This is a genomic window from Pseudomonas lundensis (assembly GCF_001042985.1).
In the GTDB taxonomy this organism is placed as follows: Bacteria; Pseudomonadota; Gammaproteobacteria; order Pseudomonadales; family Pseudomonadaceae; genus Aquipseudomonas; species Aquipseudomonas lundensis.
On the sequence record NZ_JYKY01000023.1, the window covers coordinates 36,787 to 56,500 of the forward strand.

Here is a 19,714-nt window from a genome sequence, read left to right on the forward strand (position 1 = left end):
GCGCAGGGCAAGGCGTCAGGCAGGCTGCCCTCAACCGAGGGCGGGCAGGTTAATAAATGTCGAAGTCGAAGTACTTGCTGGAGATCTTTTTGTAGGTGCCGTCAGCCACGATCTCGTCCAGAGCCTTGTTGAAGCGCTCGCGCAAGTCGTTGTCTTCTTGACGCACCGCGATTGCGGCGTCGGCCAGCGTACCGTTCACGTCACCAATGATCTTGCAGCAGTCCTTGCCGGTTTTATTGACCCATTCGAGTAGCGGGAATTTGTCGGCAATCACCACATCGACCCGCTCATTGGCCAGTTCACTGTTGGCTTCGTCGAGGGTTGGGTACAGCTTCAGGTCAGCCTTTTTGTAGTGTTCTTCGGCATAGATGCTTTGGGTGGCAGCGCTTTGCGCGCCGACAGTTTTGCCGCTGAAGTCACTTTGCGCATCGGTGATGTCCGAGTCTTTGGGCACGGCAATCGACAGCGGGGTGCGGTAGTAATGATTGGTGAACGCGATTTTCTGCTTGCGCTCATCGTTGACGATCATCGAGGCCACAATCGCGTCGTATTTTTTGGCCATCAGGCCGGCGATAATGCCGTCCCAGTCCTGCGCCACCAGGGTGCAGTCGGCTTTCATGCGTTCGCACACGGCCATCGTGATGTCGACGTCAAAGCCATGCAGCTTGTTGTCCGAGTCCACGTAGTTAAACGGAGGGTAGGCGCCTTCCGTGGCGATTGTCAGTTTGTCGGCCTGAGCGTTGGACGCTACGGCTACAACCATTGCACATGCACTTGCAAAGCGAATGACGTTTTTCATCTAGCACCTCGTTTTATTGTTTTGTGCCGGGTGAGGAGGTGTAGCCCACGAACTCGTTGTGCAAGGCCGCGGTTGCCTCAAGACGTTTTTCGACGTCCGGTCCCAGTTGTTTGCAGACTTCATTGACCAACAGGTGCACCAGCGACAGCATGGCTGCCGTGGATTCCCAGAACAGATTGAATTCGGTCGGTACGCGAAACACTTCATCGGCGTACTGGTCGGCCCAGTCGCAGAAGGTGTCTGTGACCAGCGTTACCGGGATACCGGCTTCGCGGGCCTTGCGGCACAGGTGCTGGGCGTGGCGCGAATAACGCCGCGCTTCGAACACCACCAATGCGCAGTCATGGTCGGGGCATAACAGGACATCGGCGTAATGCCCGGCCGCACCGTCCACCAGGTGCACGCCGTCGCGGATGTATTGCAGCAAATGCACCATCGAGGCCGCGATGCCGCGCTCGGTCTGAAAACCGGCGACAAAGACTTTGCGGCGTGTGGCCAGGCGCTGGCTGACGATCTGCCACTCAGGGGTCAGGCTGTACTCGTAGACCTTGACCAGTGCCCCGACTTCCAGCTCAAAACTGCGCGGCAGCGCCTGAGGGCTTTGGCTCGATTGTTGGCGGAATTCTTGCAGGCGATCACCGACCAGCCAGGGGCCATCACCCAGGTCGTCTTTCAGGTCGTTTTTCAGTTCTTTGAAATGGCTGTAACCCAGCGCCCGGCAAAAACGCCCGACACTCGACTCGCTGACACCCAGCTTGCTGGCAATGTCGGCGGCCGTTTGAAAAGGCAGCTCGTAGAGGTTGGCCAGCATGTAACTGGCAATCGCCCGACCCGACGGGGCGGCGGTTGACAGGCTGCTTTCCAGGCGTTGTTTGATCGACTGACTCACGGCTGTTGTTCCTGTTTTTATTTCAGCGCGTTGCAGAAAGTGAATGTTTTCTGTCATTAAGTCAACAATTGACAGATATCTGTCATCGCCGGATAGTTGCCCACAACAATAACAACTCGATTGGAGCGCACCGCATGTCTGAGTCCGACGCTAGCGTACAGGCCGTTGAATCGCTGTCTCTGGATCAACTGACCACCTTGCTGCAACAGATTTTTGAACGCCACGGCACCTCGCACACCGTGGCCAGGGTACTGGCGGATAACTGCGCGCGAGCCCAGCGCGACGGTTCCTACAGTCATGGGGTGTTCCGCATTCCCGGCTATTTGTCCTCACTGGCCAGCCGTTGGGTTGATGGCCAGGCGAGCCCTCAAGTTGAAGACGTGGCGTCGGGTTTTATTCGGGTGGATGCGGCCAATGGCTTTGCTCAACCGGCGTTGGCGGCCGCTCGCGGGCTGCTGGTCGAAAAAGCCCGCAGCGCCGGGATTGCGGTGCTGGCCATTCGCAATTCGCACCACTTTGCAGCGCTCTGGCCCGACGTTGAACCCTTCGCTGAGGAGGGGCTGGTGGCGTTGAGCGTGGTCAACAGCATGACGTGCGTGGTGCCCCACGGCGCCCAAAAGCCCTTGTTTGGCACCAACCCGATTGCCTTCGCTGCGCCGCGTGCCGATGACCACCCGATTGTGTTCGATCTGGCCACCAGCGCCATTGCCCATGGCGATGTGCAAATTGCCGCGCGTAAAGGTCATGAACTGCCAGCGGGCATGGGCGTTGACCGTCGGGGTGAGCCGACCCAGGACCCGAAAGCGATTCTCGACGGCGGGGCTTTGTTGCCGTTTGGCGGGCACAAAGGCTCGGCGCTGTCGATGATGGTGGAGTTGCTCGCGGCGGCCTTGACCGGCGGCAATTTCTCGTTCGAGTTTGACTGGTCCAAACACCCCGGCGCGCAAACGCCGTGGACCGGCCAGCTACTGATCGTGATTGATCCGAGCAAATCCGGAGGCAACAGCTTTGCCGGGCGCAGCGCTGAGCTGGTGCGCCAGATGCACGCGGTAGGCCTGGAACGGCTGCCGGGGGATCGTCGGTTCAAGACGCGCGCCCAATCGCTGGAGCACGGCATACCGCTGGCGATCGACGAACTGGCCAAGTTGCGGGCATTGGCCCAGTAACCTCGCATCAGGTGTTCGTCTTCTTCGTGGCCTGGTGAGTGGGTGAGCGGTTGACTGCGCTGGCGCAGTACGTGGTCACGAAGAGGGCTTGACGGCTAGGAAAACAACTGCCGAATCAGATTGGGCGTACAGCCGGTCCAGCGCTTGAGCGAGCGCCGGAAGTTGGCCGGATCGCTGAAATTGAGGTAGCGCGCGACGTCTTCGTTGCTCATCCCTTTGATCTGATACAGGTACAGCGCCATGTGTTTACGCGCCTGATCCTGCTGCGCCTGAAAGTGTGTGCCGTGTTTACTCAGTTTGCGCTTGAGGGTGGCCTGGCTCATGCTCAGGGTCTGGGCGGTGAGTTCCAGGCTCGGCGCGTGGTGCGCGTTGTGACGCAAATACACGTACACACGGTCAAGCAGACTGGCACTGAACCCCAGGCTGTCGAGTTCGCGCTGGGCGTGTTGCAACGCCACTTGCCGCGCAATCGCTGAGGCGTTGGGCCATGGCCGGTTAAGGCACTCCCGAGAGATGCGCATCATGTCCAGCTGGCAGCCAAACTGGCTGTTTTCGCCCAGGTGCACCCAGTACTGCTCCACATAGCGGGGTTCGGCATGGCTGAACCGGCATTCCCACGGCAGCCGTTCGCCACTGAGCCACCGACTCATGGCCAGCAGGGCAGTCATGCTGGCTTCCAGCACAAAGCGCGCGTGCTCCTGGGCGCCGCTGCTGTCGAGCCAATACACATAGGCGTAATGGTCATCGAGCACTAGGCGCGGCGTCAGCAGCGGGCTGAGCAGGGCGCGATGGTGGATCACGGTTTCCAGCGCCTGATGCAGGTTGGGCGCCTGTTGCAGGGCGTGGCTGGCGGGGCCGTAATGCCCGGGCAACAAGCGCTGGCCGAACAGAAAGCTGCTGTCATCGGCGTCCAGCAGACGGCGGGCATTGCCGATCAGGCTGAAAAACTGCTGCGGGCTGACGCAGGTCGTGCCCGCCAGAATGTCTTCGTAAAACAGCCCGGTGCCGCGTAACAGGCGATGGCTGTCGATGTCCCGCGACAGCGCCAGATCGATCAGCGTCGCGGGCTGATAATGCCCGGGTATGAAGCGCGTGTCGGCCTCGTACCACCCGCCGGGCCGGCTCATGCGCGCTGGATCCGGGGCGGCTTGGCGCGGGCCAGTGCCAGGTTCAGGCGTTTGAGCAGGGCGTCCGGGGTTTCGTCGACCGCCATCACCACTGCGGTGCTCGCGCACAGGTAAACCCGTTCGCCCTGGAGACGGGTTTTATGCGCCAGGCTTTGCACCGCCTGTTCCATTTCCTGTGCCAGCAGGCGCGCCTGACGTTCGCCGGTATTGGGCAACACCATCACAAAGCGATCCCCGGCCAGACGGCACAGCAGGTCGTGGCGGCGCAGGTTGAGCAACAACAACTGGCTGATGGCTTGCAACACGGCATCGCCTTCTGGGTGCCCGTATTGCTGATTGATCGACGCGAAATGATCGAGGTCGAGCGCCAGCAGCGACAACGGTTGCTGATGCTCAAGGCTGTGGCTCAGGCAATCGCTGACCTGACGCTTGAGGTAATCGGCGCCCCCCAGCGGCGTCAACTTGTCAAACAGGCGGTGCTCCCGAAATACCCGCTCGCGCTTCTCCATTTGCTGGCTGATGGCCAATTGTTCGCGGTGCCAGTGGAACAGGCCGATGGTCAGCAAGATCATGCCCACCGGCATCGGTGCCGACTCCAGCCAGTGGTCCCAGCCGATGTGCTTGGGCAAGCGGATGAATTCGTCGAGCACATCGATCCACCACGAGAAAAACATGAAGCACAAACCGCTGGCCAAGTAGTGGGTGACGCGCCCGGCAGGTCGGCTTTTGAGCACCAGTCCCAGCCAGAACAGCATAAACAGCGCCGTGCCGCCTTCGCCCAGAATGTCCAGCCACTGCCACTCACTGACCGGTTTTACGCTGCCGAAGGCCAGATTCAGCAGCAGGCCGATATTGGCCCCGAGTACCAGCAGGGCGAGTTTCCAGCGATGATGTGTAAGCACGTTTAACCCGCTCATGAGTGTTCTACCCAAACGTATTGCCGGTCAGCAGAACAGAGCCATGTGACAACCGTGTGACGGGCGCGCCGGGTCGAATCAGCTCAGAGCTGTTGCAAGAAATTTCTGTAAACAACAGCGTGTCCAGGGCCTGCCGAGTTGAACACTTGAGGCGCCATTCACCCGGACGAAGTCGGCACGGGGGCTTGGCCCTGATCGCCGTGGCGTGCGTGAACAGCCATTGCGTACCGCGTGAGGTCAAATCAGCTCATTTCGCCCTTCATCTGGGTCCAAACCCCCTGATTCCGGGGGCTTGCGCCACCTGCTGTCACAGTACTGTCATCCGCGCTGCCTAGTTTTCGCTACCAATTGCCGGGCCACTTGCCCGGCCGGTCACGGGACGCTGGGGGAGCACAAGCATGTACAAGTGTCGCAGTAAGGCACAGTGGGTCGGGTTTACAGTCAGCGCCTTGGCCATCGCGATTGCCAGTGAACGCCTGAGCGCCGCCGATGCGGCGGCTACAGGCGTCACCGAGCATGTGGAGGTGGTCGGGCAGGCGGCGAGCATCGATCAGGCGCTCAAGGAACAACGTAACTCCGACAACATCGAGAGCGTGGTGCACGCCGATGGCGTGGCGCAGTTGCCCGACGCCAACGTTGCCGAAGCCGTGCAGCGCCTGCCGGGCATCAGTGTCGAGCGCGATCAGGGGGAAGGCCGGTTTGTCAGCGTGCGCGGCCTGGGGCCGGACCTCAACAGCGTCACCATCAACGGCACGCTGGTGCCTTCGCCGGAAAGTGCGCGCCGGGCTGTGGCCCTGGATGTGTTGCCTTCCGAGCTGGTGCAATCACTGTCGGTGATCAAAACCCTGACCCCGGACATGGATGCCAACTCGCTGGGCGGCACCGTGGACGTACAAAGCCTGTCGGCATTCGACCACAAAGGGCTGTTTTACACCGGCACCAGTGAGGCCGGTTACAACCAGAACACCCACCAGACCAGCCCCAAGTTTTCGGGTGCGATCAGTGATCGTTTCAGCCTGGGTGACGGTATCGACAACTTCGGTGTGGCCGCTGCCCTGAGCTGGAACAAACGGGACTTCGGCTCCGATAACGTCGAAACCGGCGGCGCGTGGGATTTCAATGACGGCGCCCGGCTCAACAGTTTCGAGCAACGCGTGTACGACATCAGCCGTGAACGCACCGGCGGCGGGCTGAATTTCGACTACAAGCCCGATGACGACACCCAACTGTACCTGCGCACGCTGTACAGCCGCTTCAAGGACAGCGAAACCCGTAACTCCACCAGCCTCGAATTCGACAAGCCACAGGCGGCAGGTGAGTTGGGCAAGGCCAAAGCCAAGCGCAAGCTCAAGCAGCGCGAAGAGACCCAGGAAATCCAGTCGTATGTGTTCGGTGGTGAACGCATGCTGGGCTTATGGACCCTCAGCGGGCAGGCGGGTTACAGCCGCTCCAGCGAAGACAGCCCGGGGCACATCGCGGGGGCCACGTTCAAAGGCAATTCCAGTTTCCCCAACAGCGGTTTTTACGACACTGAAAAGCCCCGGCCGATCATTAGCGCGGGCTTTTATGACCCGTCCAACTTCACCCTCGACAAAGTGGACTGGGAAGAGCAGGACACCCGCGACACCGAGAAAAACCTTCGCCTGGACCTGGCCCGTGACTACGACGTTGAGGGCTATGCCTCGCAGGTCAAATTCGGCGGCAAGGTCAGCCGTCGCAACAAGGACAATGACCTCAATGCCTGGGTCTACAAGGATTTCGATGACGCCGGTTTTAACGATGCGCAGTTGAACATGACCCCGTTCGACAAAGGCAATGTGCACTATCAGTTGGGCCAGTTCGGCCCCGGCATCAGCGGTGGTGCGATCAAAGACCTGATCGGCGGCCTCAACCCCGGCGATTACTACGATGAACAGGAGTCGCGGGCCAACGATTTCAAAATGCGCGAAGACATCAATGCCGCGTACGTGATGAACACCGTCGATATCGACGATTGGCGTTTTATCGCCGGCATGCGCTACGAGGGCACTGAATTCGAGGCCAAAGGCACAGGTGTGCGTGATGGCGCCTTTGAAGCACAAGACACTCAACGCGATTATCACCACTGGCTGCCGGGGCTACACGCACGCTATCAGTTGGACAAAAACACCCAGCTGCGGGCGGCGTGGACCAACGCCGTGGTGCGCCCGACCTTTGGCCAGTTGGCGCCGGGTTTTGTGATTGACGATGACGAGGCCAGTTTCGGCAACCCCAACCTCAAGCCGCTGGAATCGAGCAACTTCGACTTGGGCATTGAGCATTACATGGGGCAGGCGGGCACGGTGTCGGCGTTCCTCTTCTATAAAGACATCAAGAACTTTGTCTACAACAACGACCTGGCGGGCAGTGGCGAATGGGTCGATTTCACCGAGGCGCACACCTACGCCAACGGCGACAGCGCCAAGCTGTACGGGCTGGAGCTGGCCTATTCGCAGAAGTTTGACTGGCTGCCCGCACCGTGGAATGGCCTGTTGCTCGGCGCCAACACCACCTTCAGCCGTTCCAGCGCCAGCATTGAAGGGTTCGATCAGGGCACGGGGCGCAACCGCAAGCGCGACATCGACCTGCCCAACCAGTCCGACACCGTGGGCAACCTGATGCTCGGCTGGGAGGACGACACACTGAGCTTGCGCCTCTCTGCCAACTACAAATCGCAGTACCTCTATGAGCTGGCGGGGATCAGTGACAAAGCCCACGACCTGCATGTCGATGCGCAAACCTTTGTCGATTTCAGCGCCCGTTATTCGCTGACCAAAAACCTGCAAGTCAGCTTCGAGGCGCAGAACCTCACGGACCAGCCTTACTTCGTCTACAGCGGCCACCGTCGTTACAACAACCAGTACGAAGAGTACGGACCGACCTATTCGCTGGGCCTGACGTTCACCCATTTTTAAAGGCGGCCCGAGCGGGCCAGTAGAAGGAATTTCCCATCATGCGTTTTATCCGTAAACCGTGTCTGTTGCCGATTTTGGCCTGCCTCAGCGCAGCCACGGCGCAGGCCGCACCTGACATCGCAGCGCCGACTTTGCAGGCCTGGGGGACGGGCAACGTGCAGGCACTGGGCTTTGCCCCCGATCACCAGCGGCTGGCCGTGAGCAAGCGTGACGGGGTGTTGCTGCTCGATGCAGAGGGCAAAACCCTGAGCCACGCGGCGGGCGCCTTCGCGTCGCTGGACAGCCGACCGATGGGCGATCAGGTGCTGGTTGCCAGCCATGACGAGAAAAAGCAGCAAGTGGCCCTGTTCAGCCTGGACCCGCGCAGCCATGAGTGGCAGGCACCGGTCTACTTGCCGCCCCGTGAGTACGCAGTCAACGGCGTGTGCCTGTACCGCGACGAGGCGAGCAATGTTTATCTGTTCACCGTGGGTGAAGAGGGCAAGGGCGAACAATGGCTGGTGGCGGCTGACCGCAAACGACTGGCCGAGCCACGTCTGGTGCGCAGCCTGCCGTTACCGCCGAATGCCGAGTTCTGTCAGGTTGACGATACCGGGCAACAGTTGTTCGTGAATGAAGAAAAAGTCGGCTGGTGGGTGTACCCGGCCCACGCCGAGGCCGATGCTTCGCGAGTACCCGTGGCGCTGATCGAGCCCTTTGGTGAGGTGAAAAAGGCCGCCGGGGCCATGGCGCTGGTGCCGGGCGGCATGCTCGGCCTGGACCCGAAAGCGGCGCACCTGCACCTGTACCAGCAGCACGGTAACGGTTGGTCGCCGGTGGCCCGATTGGTGCTGGACACGCTCAAAGAACCGGAACACCTGGCGGTGCGTCAGACGCCTCAAGGGTTGCAGGTGCTGGTGCAGGACGACAGCAACCAACAGGTGTTCCAGGGGCTGTTGAACTGGCAGCCGACCCCGGCCCGTGCCCCTGCGCCATTGCCGGTGATCAAACCCGTGGTGCAAACCGAACCGGTGGTCAGTCAGGGCGATGCAGCGGATGACCCGGCCATCTGGGTTAACCCGCAAAATCCGGCATTGAGCCGGGTCTTGGGCACCAATAAAAAGAACGGCCTTGAGGTGTACGACTTGCAAGGCAAGCGGCTGCAACACCTTGAAGTGGGGCGCCTGAACAATGTCGATCTGCGTCCCGGATTCACGTTGGGCGAACGCACCGTGGACCTGGCAGTGGCCACCAACCGTGACCACAACAGCCTCAGTGTGTTCAGCATCGACCCTGCCACGGGTGAGGTGCGCGCAGTGGGTGAAGTGCCGACACCGGTAAAGGACATCTACGGGTTCTGCCTGTTCAAAGCACCGGGGGGCGAACTCTACAGCTTCGCCAACGACAAAGACGGCACGTTCGTTCAGCACCGCCTGAGCGCCAGGGGCGATCAAGTGCATGGCGAGCTGGTGCGTCAGTTCAAGGTTCAGACCCAACCGGAAGGCTGTGTAGCGGACGACCGGCAGCAACGGTTGTTCGTGGGCGAAGAAGATGTGGCGGTGTGGGCGGTGGATGCGCGTCCCGATCAGCCGGCCACGCTGACCCGTGTGATCGGCGTTGGCGTTGGCGATCAGGTGCATGACGACATCGAAGGACTGGCGCTGTATCAGACCGCCAAACAGTCCTATCTGGTGATTTCCAGCCAGGGCAATGACAGCTACGTAGTGCTGGATGCCGCACCACCGTATGCCGTGCGCGGCGCTTTTCGTGTCGGGGTTAACGCTGACGCCGGGATTGACGGAACGTCGGAAACGGACGGTCTGGACGTGACCTCGGCCAACCTCGGCGGGCCGTTTGCCCAAGGCATGCTGGTGGTGCAGGACGGCCGCAAGCGCATGCCGGAGCAAAGCCAGAACTACAAGTACATCCCGTGGGCCGATGTGGCCAAGACCCTGAAATTGCCTTGAGCCGGTTGTCATCAACCGGTCACCGCAGGGGTTTTGAATTTTATCCGTGCGCCACTCCCGCTGAGCGGCGCCGTCTTGAGCAAGGAGTCAGGTATGCAAGCAACCATGGAACATATGACGATTTGGGGTTTGATCAGCGACGCCAGTCTGTTGGTGAAAGGGGTCATGCTGGTGTTGTTTCTGGCCTCTGTGCTGAGCTGGTTTTTGATCGTGCGCCGCAGTGCCATTTTGCGCCGCAGTGAACGCGACATGGACGCCTTCGCTCAGCGCTTGCGCAGTCAGGGCGAGCTGAACGCGCTGTATCGCGAGAGCCGCGACAATCACCACGACGATGCCGGTGCAGAGCAGGTGTTCGCAGCGGCCTACAGTGAGTACGCACAGCTGAAGCAGCAGCCGGGGATTGATCCTGACGGGGTGATGCAGGGGGTCGAACGCGCGTTATACGTAGCGATTACCGAGCAGGAAGTGCGCCTTGAAAAGGGCTTGCAGTTTCTGGCGACGGTGGGCTCGGTCAGCCCGTACATCGGCCTGTTTGGCACCGTGTGGGGGATCATGAATTCGTTCATCGGTTTGTCTCAGGTGCAGCAGGCCACGTTGTCCACGGTGGCCCCGGGGATTGCCGAGGCCTTGATTGCCACCGCGATCGGTTTGTTTGCGGCGATTCCGGCGGTGATTGCCTACAACCGTTTTTCTTCCAGGGGCCAGACGTTGCTCACCCGCTATTACAGCCTCGGCAATGAAGTGCAAATGCGTCTGTACCGCGGTCTGCATGCAGGCGCGCGAAACATGGCGGCGGTTGCCTGACAGGGGGTTTGATCATGCTCGCTCGACCACAGCGTAAACACGGGCCCAAGGCCGAAATGAACGTCGTGCCGTATATCGACGTGATGCTGGTATTGCTGGTGATCTTTATGGTGACCGCGCCGATGCTGACCCAGGGGGTCAAAATAGAACTGCCCAAGGTGGCCAGTGAGGCGTTGATCAATGACAAACAGCAGACGATCCTGACGTTATCGGTGAAGGCCGACGGCGGTTACTACTGGAATCTGGGAAGTGAACTGGACACCAAAAACCAGACGGACAGCGCCGTCAACCTTGACGAGTTGCAGGCCAAGATCGGTCAGGTGGTGGCGCAAAACGGCGACACGCAGGTGTATATCCGGGCCGACAACGACGCCGGTTACGGCAGTGTGGTCAAGGCGATGTCTGCCTTGCAGCAGGGCGGCGTGAGCAACCTGGGGCTGGTGACCGAGGCGCCGCAATGAGCGCCGCAGTCATGGGGTGCGCGGTCACGCCGGCCCGGCACATGCCTTGGGGGCGACTGTGGCGTAACGCACAGGCGTGGGCCGTCACGGTTGCGTTGCACGGGGCAGTGGTGGCGCTGCTGGTGGTCGGCTGGACGCTGCAACAGCCGCCGGTGAGCGCGCCCGCCGTACTCAAGACCCGCTTGATTACCCTGCCTGCCGAACCGGTGGCCGCGCCAGCGCCGGACCCCTTGCCCGTGGCGGCACCGGCGCCGGTGGTCGAGGCTAAACCCGAGGTCAAACCTGCGCCGATCGACCCGCAGATTCAGGCGCGCAAACTTGAACAGGCTGCTTTGGCGCGCAAACGGGTCGCTGAGCAAAAGCAGGCACTGGAAGCCCGTCAGCTTGAAGAGCAGCAAGCCCGGCTACGCGAGCAACAGGCGCAGGCGCAGCGTCAGCAGGCGCTGGCCGATCAGGCGCGGGTTGCAGCAGATAACGCCCGGCGTGCGCAACAGCAGGCAGCGGCTGCCGACGTGCGCCAATATTTGCCCATCAGCAAGGACGCGCCGGATTACCCGCAGCGGGCGTTGGATAAAGGCGTTGAAGGGGATTGCACGGTGGAGTATTCGGTGACGCCTGAAGGCAAGGTCGAGAACCCGAAAGTGGTGGGCAATTGCCACCCGATGTTTATTCGTCCTTCGCTACTCGCTGCGGCGACCTTCCGTTATAAGCCGCGAATGGTGGACGGTCAGGCCGTCAGCGTGGCGGGCGTGCGAAACACCTTTCACTACAAAATCCACTAACCCTGCTTGACGTCGGGCGCCGTCCCGACTGGCGTGAAGCTGACAGGCATCAACGCCTGATTTGCATTCCTGACCTATGCTGCAGGCGATTTTATGCATAAGGAGATGGCCATGAATGCGCCTGCAACCACCCCCGAGCCGACCCCGGCAAAATTGAAACTGCCCTTGGGTCTGGTGATTGCTGTCCTGGTCATGGTCGGGATTTTGCTGTTGCCATTACCGCCTGACCTGCCGGTCGCCGGGCACCGCATGCTGGCCATCCTGGCCTTCGCGGTGGTGGTCTGGATTACCGAGGCGGTGTCGTACGAAGCCAGCGCCATCATGATCACGTCGCTGATGGCTTTTTTGATCGGTATGGCGCCGATGCTGGACGACCCGTCGCGCCTCTACGGGACATCGGCCGGGATCACCATGGCCCTGACCGGGTTTTCCAATGCCGCCCTGGCCCTGGTGACCGGGGCGTTATTTATTGCCGCGGCGATGACCCACACCGGGCTGGACCGGCGCATTGCGTTGGTAACCCTGTCAAAAATAGGCACCAGTACCCGGCGAATTTTGCTCGGGGCGATTGCCGTGACCATTTTGCTGAGCCTGGTAGTGCCCAGCGCCACGGCGCGCAGCGCGTGTGTGGTGCCGATCATGATGGGGGTGATTCTGGCGTTTGGTGTCGATAAGCGCTCCAACATTGCGGCCGGGATCATGATCGTGGTGGCGCAGGGCACCAGCATCTGGAACGTGGGCATTCAAACGGCGGCGGCGCAAAACCTGCTGACGGTCGGGTTCATGGACAAAATGCTGGGCGCACGGGTGAGTTGGATCGACTGGCTGATTGCCGGTGCGCCTTGGGCGATCATCATGTCGGCGGTGTTGCTGTTTGTGGTGCTCAAGATGTTGCCGCCAGAAAGCGACAGCATTCCGGGTGGCAAGGAAGCTGTGGAGCAGTCGCTGATTGCGTTGGGGCCGATGACCGCGCCGCAGAAACGTCTGATGGCCGTCTCTGTAGCCTTGCTGCTGGCGTGGGCCACCGAGGGCAAGCTGCACAGTTTTGACACCACCTCGACCACCTACGCCGGATTGGTCTTTCTGCTGTTGCCGCGCTATGGGGTGATGACCTGGAAGGATGTGCAGTCGCGCATCCCGTGGGGCACGGTGATTGTCTTCGGGGTCGGGATCAGTTTGGGGACGGCGTTGCTCACCACTCAGGCCGGTCAATGGCTGGGGGGGCAGGTGGTGCAGCATACCGGGCTGGATCAGCTCGGGCCGCTGGGGATTTTTGCGATTCTGGGGGCGTTCCTGATTTTGATTCACCTGGGGTTCGCCAGTGCCACGGCATTGACCTCGGCATTACTGCCGATCCTGATTGCCGTGCTGCAAACCTTGCCCGGTGAGTTCAACCGTTTGGGCATGACCATGTTGCTGGGTTTTGTGGTCAGTTACGGTTTCATTCTGCCGATCAATGCGCCGCAAAACATGGTGTGTCTGGGCACGCAGACCTTCACCGCCAAGCAGTTCGCCAAAGTCGGACTGATTGTCACCGCGGTGGGGTATGTCTTGATGTTGGGCTTCGGCGCAACGTACTGGAAGTGGTTGGGCCTGATGTAGACCCGGCGCCGGAGGATAACGCGAGGCAGCTACCGGCGGGCTGACCGTCGGAGCAGTCAGCCGGTGGGGGATTGCGTCAACTGCCGCCTTTACTGCTGACTTCTGCCGGAACGTCTTCACCCGCCATGCGCTTGCGGAACAAGGACGTGCGCGCCAGCAGCAAGGTGGTCACGGGTACAGTGATGGACAGCAAGATCGGTATCAGCCAGGCGTGTAAAACAGGGGTGGATTTAAGCGCCGAAAAATACAGGATCGAGGCCAATGCCACGCCCCAGGCGCCGAGGGTGGAGGCCAGTGCAGGCGGGTGCATGCGCTGGAAAAAGTCTTTGAGCCGCAACAGGCCGATTGCCCCACACAAGGCGAACAGGCTGCTTAGCACCAGCAGCACCGCCACTGGAACCTCGATCCACAGGGATAGCTCGCTGATGGAATTCATTCGATCACCTCACCGCGCAACAGGAATTTGGCCAGCGCAAACGACCCGACAAAGCCAAACAGGGCAATCAGCAGCGCGCCTTCAAAATAGGTATCACTGGCATACCGAATGCCCAGTACCAACATCATCAGCATGGCCACGATGTACAGATAATCCAGCGCCAGTACCCGGTCTTGTGCAGAAGGGCCTTTGAACAGACGGATCAGGGTCAGCACCATGGCCAGGCTGAAGATGAACAGGCTCAGCAAAATGGCGTTGGAGAGCAGTGCACTCATTCAAAGATCTCCATCAGTGGGCGTTCATAGGTGGACTTGAAGTGCTGGATGAACTGCGCTTCGTCGTCCAGATCGAACACGTGCAAGAGCAAAATGCTGCGGTCCAGTGCCAGTTCGGACCAAATGGTGCCGGGCACTACGGTGGTAATCATCGACAGGGCCGCCAGCCCGTTGGCGTCGCGCAGATCCAGCGGGATTTTGATGAACCGTGAGCGTGGCGGTCGGCGCCCGGCGTTGAGCACGCCCCAGGCCACGGCCAGATTCGAAAGAATGACGTCACGCCCGACCAGGAAAAACAGTGTGATGATCACGCCCGGACGACGAATGCGGATGGGCAACGGTCTTAACGGTGCCATCATCAGCGGCCCCAAAAAACCTAGCGCGGCCCCTAGCAACAGGTTCCCCGCGCTCAGTGACAGGTTGAGCAGCAACCACAATGCCCACAAGGCCAGTGATAACCACGGCGCGGGAAACAGACGTTTCATGGCTGCACCTTCTGCATGGCGGCTTTCGCTTCAGGACTGGGCACCGGGCGTGAGCCCATGACCGCCATGACATAGCGTTCCGGGTTGTTCAACGTATCAGCGGCCGCCTGGGTGTAACGCATCACGGGCTCAGCCTTGAAGGTCATGACAACGCAGAGCCCGAGCAATACAACAATGGGAATGCACTCATAACGGCGCAGCAGCGGAGAGGGGCGTTCCAGTGGCGTCCAGAAGCGCTGAATACCCAGTCGCGAGAAGCCGATCAGCGAAGCCAGACCGGAAAGAATCAGCAGGGCCAACAGGCACCAGGCCGCTGTGGAAACCGTAGCTTCGCTGAGGTGGCCCAGCCCCACGGGGTTGAGCAGGGCATTGAGCAGGGTCAACTTGCCGATAAACCCTGAGAGTGGCGGCATGCCGATGATCAGCAAGGCGCAGGCGATAAAGCTCAGGCCAAGGAACGCCATGGTCCAGGGAATGATCTGGCCCACCACGGCCTTTTGTTCGTCATCCAGGTTGGTGCCACGGGGCGGGTTGAGCGACTCCATCAAGCTGGGGAGCTGCTCAACATCATCCTCAAGGAGCATTTCATTGGAGGAGCGAGAGCGCTCGATCAACTCGGCCAGCAGGAACAGCGCACTGAGGGCGAGCGTTGAGCTAATCAGATAGAACAGGGCGGCTGCGGTGAGGTTGGGTTGGGCGAACCCGACAGCCGAAAGCAAGATGCCTGCCGACACCAGAATGCTCAGGCTGGCCATGCGTTCGAGTCGTTGAGCCGCCACGATTGCGATCGCAGCACAGACGATCGTGGCCATGCCGCCATAGATCAGCCAGTCGCTGGCAAAGTAGGCGGAAGCGCCCGCTTGGCCGGAAAACATCAGCGTCCACAGGCGCAGCACGGTGTAGATCCCGACCTTGGTCATGATCGCGAACAACGCAGCCACCGGTGCGCTTGCCGAAGAGTAGGCCGGCACCAGCCAGAAATTGAGCGGCCACATCCCGGCCTTGGCCAAAAACGCCACGGCCAGAATGGCCGCACCCGCGTGCAGCAAACCGCGGTCGGCTTCAGGTACCAGCGGGATCTTCAGGGCCAGATCAGCCATGTTCAACGTGCCGGTGACCCCGTAGATCAGCGCGGCGCCGATCAGGAACAGGGACGATGCCAGCAGGTTGATCGAGATGTAATGCAACCCTGCTGACACCCGGGCTTTGCCCGAACCGTGGAGCATTAGCCCGTAGGACGCTGCCAGCAGCACTTCGAAGAACACAAACAGATTGAACAGATCGGCTGTCAGAAACGCGCCGTACAACCCCATCAACTGAATCTGAAACAGTGCATGGAAACTGGCACCGGCCCGATCCCAGCGAGCCATGGCGAACAGCAAGGCGCAGCTGGCGATGATCCCGGTGAGCACCAGCATCAAGGCTGACAGGCGATCGACGACCAGCACGATGCCAAACGGCACCTGCCAGTTGCTGGGCAGGTACACACCAATGGAGGCGGGTTCGGTTTGTTGCTGTGTCCAAAGCAACAGGGTGATGGAAATGGCAAGCCCCAGCAGCGTTGAGCTCAAGTTGATGCGGGCCTTCATTGGCCGGTGTTTCTCGCCCAGCAGCAACATGCACGCGGCAGTCAGCAGCGGCAAGAGAATGGGCGCAATAATCAAATGCGGCATCAGGTTCATTCTTTAGGCTCCCGGCCATCCACGTGGTCGGTGCCGGTCAGGCCCCGTGAGGCCAGCAAGACCACCAGGAACAGCGCGGTCATGGCAAAACTGATAACGATTGCAGTGAGCACCAGTGCCTGGGGCAGCGGGTCGGTGTAGTTGAGCAGGTCTTGCGGAACCCCGTCCTTGATCACCGGCTCCTTGCCGATGAACAGGCTGCCCATACTGAAAATGAACAGGTTGACCCCGTAGGACAGCAGGCACAGTCCCATGACGACCTGAAACGTCCGGGGGCGCAGTACCAGCCAGGTGCCGGAGGCGGCCAATACGCCGATCGCGATCGCGATGACTTCTTCCATCAGGCGGCTCCTGTCTTGGGTTGTGCATGGGCTTGCAGGCTCGGGCGGTGGGCCCGGACTGACTGGTGCGCGAGAGCGGTCAGGATCAGCAGGGTGGCGCCGACCACCACGGCAAATACGCCGATGTCAAAAAACAGGGCGCTGGCGACGTGGATATCGCCCAGTAGCGGCAAGTTGAAATGCGCGGTGTGGGTGGTGAGGAACGGGTAACCGAAGCCGATCGCACCCAGGCCGGTGATCGTGGCGAACAACAAGCCCGTGCCCATCCAGCGCAACGGACGCAGGCTCATCTGAGCTTCCACCCACTGGGTGCCGGCAACCATGTATTGCAGGATGAACGCGACTGACATCACCAGCCCGGCGACGAAACCGCCGCCTGGCTGGTTATGGCCGCGCATGAACAGGTACATCGACACCACGAACGCAATCGGCAGCAACAAACGCACCAGGACCGCGGGCACCATCATGAAACCCAGCGCGGTGTCGCTGGCGCTGCGCGGGTTGACCAGATCGGTGACCACATCCTTGGCCAGCAAACGCTGCTGGGCGGGTAGCTCCATGCTTTCTTTGGGGGGACGGAAGCGGCGCAACAGGGCGAAAACGGTGAGCGCCACGGCCGCCAGCACGGTGATCTCTCCCAGCGTATCGAAGCCCCGGAAGTCCACCAGCATCACATTCACCACATTGCTACCGCCGCCTTCAGGCAGTGCGCGGCTGAGGTAGAACGAAGAAATATCATTCGGGGTCTGACGGGTCAGCATCGCGTAGGACAGCAATGCCATGCCGCCGCCAACGACCGTCGACAAGAGCAAGTCACGCAGGCGCCTGATGCGCGCCTTGCGCAATATTCTTGGCAACGGGGAGACTTCTTCGATCCGACGTGGCAGCCACCGCAGGCCGAGCAGAATCAAGACTGTGGTCACCACCTCAACCACCAGTTGCGTCAGCGCCAGGTCCGGTGCCGAGAACCAGACGAATGTGATACAGGTCATCAGCCCGCACACGCTGACCATGGTCAGTGCGGCGAGACGGTGATACTTGGCTTGCCAGGCGGCGCCGAGGGCGCAGGCAATTGCCATCAGCCACAGGGTGACAAACACGATCGAACCCGGGATTTTAGGACGATCCCCCCAGCTCAGGCCGCTGTAAATCATGGGAATCAAACCTGCCACCACAGCCGCCAGCACCAGCAGAAACAGCTGGCTTTGCAGGCGTTGAGTGCTGACACGGCGCTCAATGCGTCGCGCGCCTCGCATGATGACCACCACGCTGCGCTCGAAGAAGCGCTTGCCATTGAAGAAGCGGATCAGGGGCGGTAGTGGGAAACGATTGAGCTTGAGCTGTTTGCGCAACAGGACATAGAGCACGATACCGCCCGACATGGCGATCAGGCTCATGATCATCGGTGCGTTGAGGCCATGCCAGATGGCCAGGCTGTATTCAGGCAATTGGCCACCGACGACTGGCTGGGCAGCGGCAGCGAGGAGCGGTCCAACGGTCTGGGCCGGGAAAATACCGACCATCAAACAGGTAAACACCAGTAATTCAACGGGCGCACGCATCCAGCGCGGGGGCTCATGGGGCGTGTGCGGGAGATCAGTGGCGGGCGGTCCGAAGAACACATCCACCGTGAAGCGCAGGGCATAGGCCACGCTGAAGGTCCCGGCGACGGTGGCAATCACCGGCAGTGCGATTTCTACCCATTTTGTGGAATTGATGAACACGGTTTCTGCGAAGAACATCTCTTTGGACAGGAAGCCGTTGAGCAGAGGTACACCGGCCATGGAAGCGCTGGCAACCATGGCCAGCGTCGCGGTGTAAGGCATGAGCTTGAACAGGCCGCTGAGCTTGCGTATGTCGCGGGTGCCGCTCTCGTGGTCGATGATGCCGGCTGCCATGAACAAGGAAGCTTTGAAGGTGGCATGGTTGAGAATATGAAACACGGCCGCGACCGCAGCCAGCGGGCTATTGAGGCCCAGTAGCAGTGTAATCAGGCCCAGGTGGCTGATCGTGGAGTAGGCCAGCAGGCCTTTGAGGTCGTTCTGGAACATGGCGCAATAAGCACCTAATACCAGCGTGCAGGCACCGGCCCCACTGACGATCCAGAACCATTGCTCACTGCCGGACAACGCAGGCCATAGCCTTGCCAGCAAGAACACACCGGCCTTGACCATGGTCGCTGAGTGCAAATACGCCGACACCGGCGTGGGAGCCGCCATCGCGTGGGGAAGCCAGAAATGGAACGGGAATTGTGCGCTTTTGCTGAGCGCGCCAATCAGGATGAGAGTGAGCAAGATCGGATAGAGGCTGTGGGCGCGAATCTGGTCGCCCGCCGCCAATACGGCATCCAGATCGTAGCTGCCGACAACATGGCCGAGCAGCATGACCCCTGCCAGCAGGCACAGCCCTCCCGCGCCTGTGACCATCAATGCCATATAAGCGCCACGGCGTGCATCCGAGCGGTGGTGCCAGTACCCAATCAGCAAAAATGAGAAGAGACTGGTGAGCTCCCAGAAAAATACGATCTGGATCAAGTTGCCTGACAGCACCAGGCCGAGCATTGCCCCCATGAAGGCCAGGAAAAACGAGAAAAAGCGGGGGACGGGGTCTTCAGGTGACATGTAGTAGCGGGCGTACAACGACACAAGCGTACCGATGCCCAGCACCAGGATTGAAAACAGCCAGGCAAACCCATCCATGCGCAATACAAAATTCAGGCCGAGACTGGGCAGCCACATGAACTCTTCCCGAATCACACCCCCATGGGCGATTTGCGGATAGAACATAGCGACTTGAATGGTGCCTACGAGTGCAATAAGGCCGGCCAACAGTGATTCACTGTTGCGCGCGTTGTGCGGCAAAACAGCCGCCAGACAGCTGCCGATAAAGGGCAGAAGCAGTAGAACTATCAGGGACATAGGCTTCTAATCTGCAGGAGTTTGTGAGCGATCATACGTGGCGGGCTGGGGATCACCAACAGTCAAGCTGCCGCCGAATCCTACAAAATGTGTACAAGCTGTTTAATGGCTTGCCCGTCAGCATCCTTGTATGAGCACGCCCGGACAGGGG

The 19,714-nt window shown here is 60.4% G+C and carries 17 protein-coding genes; 7 read left to right on the forward strand and 10 right to left on the reverse strand.

Features of this window, described 5'->3' with window-relative positions:
• Window positions 1–49: 49 nt before the first annotated feature.
• Window positions 50–799, reverse strand: coding sequence for a transporter substrate-binding domain-containing protein (locus TU74_RS17240; RefSeq protein WP_047273633.1), 750 nt, complete (start codon window positions 797–799; stop codon window positions 50–52).
• Window positions 800–812: 13 nt separating this feature from the next.
• Complete coding sequence (locus TU74_RS17245) at window positions 813–1,688, reverse strand: MurR/RpiR family transcriptional regulator (RefSeq protein WP_047273635.1); 876 nt, start codon at window positions 1,686–1,688, stop codon at window positions 813–815.
• 134 nt (window positions 1,689–1,822) lie between these two features.
• Between TU74_RS17245 and TU74_RS17250 the strand changes: the two genes are divergently transcribed.
• The gene (locus tag TU74_RS17250) at window positions 1,823–2,854 is read left to right on the forward strand and encodes an Ldh family oxidoreductase (RefSeq protein WP_047294096.1); all 1,032 of its coding nucleotides are present in this window, start codon (window positions 1,823–1,825) and stop codon (window positions 2,852–2,854) included.
• Between the two features lie 95 nt (window positions 2,855–2,949).
• Here the strand turns inward: TU74_RS17250 and TU74_RS17255 are convergent, their stop codons facing one another.
• Window positions 2,950–3,981: an AraC family transcriptional regulator gene (locus tag TU74_RS17255; protein WP_048377163.1), complete on the reverse strand. Its 1,032-nt coding sequence runs from the start codon at window positions 3,979–3,981 to the stop codon at window positions 2,950–2,952.
• Complete coding sequence (locus TU74_RS17260; RefSeq protein WP_048377164.1) at window positions 3,978–4,898, reverse strand: GGDEF domain-containing protein; 921 nt, start codon at window positions 4,896–4,898, stop codon at window positions 3,978–3,980. The genes TU74_RS17255 and TU74_RS17260 overlap by 4 nt, the downstream gene beginning before the upstream one ends.
• A gap of 398 nt (window positions 4,899–5,296) precedes the next feature.
• On the opposite strand from TU74_RS17260, the gene TU74_RS17265 reads away from it, so the two are divergent.
• From TU74_RS17265 to TU74_RS17290, 6 genes are all read left to right on the forward strand, one after another.
• Complete coding sequence (locus TU74_RS17265; RefSeq protein ID WP_048377165.1) at window positions 5,297–7,831, forward strand: TonB-dependent receptor; 2,535 nt, start codon at window positions 5,297–5,299, stop codon at window positions 7,829–7,831.
• Between the two features lie 38 nt (window positions 7,832–7,869).
• Window positions 7,870–9,777: a phytase gene (locus tag TU74_RS17270; protein ID WP_048377166.1), complete on the forward strand. Its 1,908-nt coding sequence runs from the start codon at window positions 7,870–7,872 to the stop codon at window positions 9,775–9,777.
• Between the two features lie 93 nt (window positions 9,778–9,870).
• Entirely contained in the window at window positions 9,871–10,581 is a 711-nt protein-coding gene (gene tolQ / locus TU74_RS17275) for a protein TolQ (protein WP_047294086.1), read from the forward strand.
• 14 nt (window positions 10,582–10,595) lie between these two features.
• Window positions 10,596–11,042 (forward strand): protein TolR, encoded by a 447-nt coding sequence (tolR, locus tag TU74_RS17280; protein ID WP_047294084.1) that lies wholly within the window; start codon window positions 10,596–10,598, stop codon window positions 11,040–11,042.
• On the forward strand, window positions 11,039–11,824 hold the full coding sequence (locus tag TU74_RS17285) for an energy transducer TonB (protein WP_048377167.1): 786 nt from the start codon (window positions 11,039–11,041) through the stop codon (window positions 11,822–11,824). Before tolR ends, TU74_RS17285 begins: the two co-directional genes overlap by 4 nt.
• 111 nt (window positions 11,825–11,935) lie before the next feature.
• Window positions 11,936–13,426: a DASS family sodium-coupled anion symporter gene (locus tag TU74_RS17290; RefSeq protein WP_048377168.1), complete on the forward strand. Its 1,491-nt coding sequence runs from the start codon at window positions 11,936–11,938 to the stop codon at window positions 13,424–13,426.
• 76 nt (window positions 13,427–13,502) lie between these two features.
• Here the strand turns inward: TU74_RS17290 and TU74_RS17295 are convergent, their stop codons facing one another.
• From TU74_RS17295 to TU74_RS17320, 6 genes are read right to left on the reverse strand one after another with little or no spacing between them, the layout of a single operon-like run.
• Window positions 13,503–13,862, reverse strand: a complete 360-nt coding sequence (locus tag TU74_RS17295; protein ID WP_047273658.1) for a Na+/H+ antiporter subunit G — start codon at window positions 13,860–13,862, stop codon at window positions 13,503–13,505.
• The gene (locus tag TU74_RS17300) at window positions 13,859–14,137 is read right to left on the reverse strand and encodes a K+/H+ antiporter subunit F (RefSeq protein WP_047273660.1); all 279 of its coding nucleotides are present in this window, start codon (window positions 14,135–14,137) and stop codon (window positions 13,859–13,861) included. Before TU74_RS17300 ends, TU74_RS17295 begins: the two co-directional genes overlap by 4 nt.
• Window positions 14,134–14,622 carry a Na+/H+ antiporter subunit E gene (locus tag TU74_RS17305; protein WP_047294080.1) on the reverse strand — a complete coding sequence of 163 codons (489 nt, stop codon included), beginning with the start codon at window positions 14,620–14,622 and terminating at the stop codon, window positions 14,134–14,136. The genes TU74_RS17300 and TU74_RS17305 overlap by 4 nt, the downstream gene beginning before the upstream one ends.
• Window positions 14,619–16,304: a monovalent cation/H+ antiporter subunit D gene (locus tag TU74_RS17310; protein ID WP_048377169.1), complete on the reverse strand. Its 1,686-nt coding sequence runs from the start codon at window positions 16,302–16,304 to the stop codon at window positions 14,619–14,621. Before TU74_RS17310 ends, TU74_RS17305 begins: the two co-directional genes overlap by 4 nt.
• Window positions 16,301–16,645, reverse strand: a complete 345-nt coding sequence (locus tag TU74_RS17315; protein ID WP_003446102.1) for a Na+/H+ antiporter subunit C — start codon at window positions 16,643–16,645, stop codon at window positions 16,301–16,303. The genes TU74_RS17310 and TU74_RS17315 overlap by 4 nt, the downstream gene beginning before the upstream one ends.
• Window positions 16,645–19,563, reverse strand: a complete 2,919-nt coding sequence (locus tag TU74_RS17320; protein WP_048377170.1) for a monovalent cation/H+ antiporter subunit A — start codon at window positions 19,561–19,563, stop codon at window positions 16,645–16,647. Before TU74_RS17320 ends, TU74_RS17315 begins: the two co-directional genes overlap by 1 nt.
• Between the last annotated feature and the right edge of the window lie 151 nt (window positions 19,564–19,714).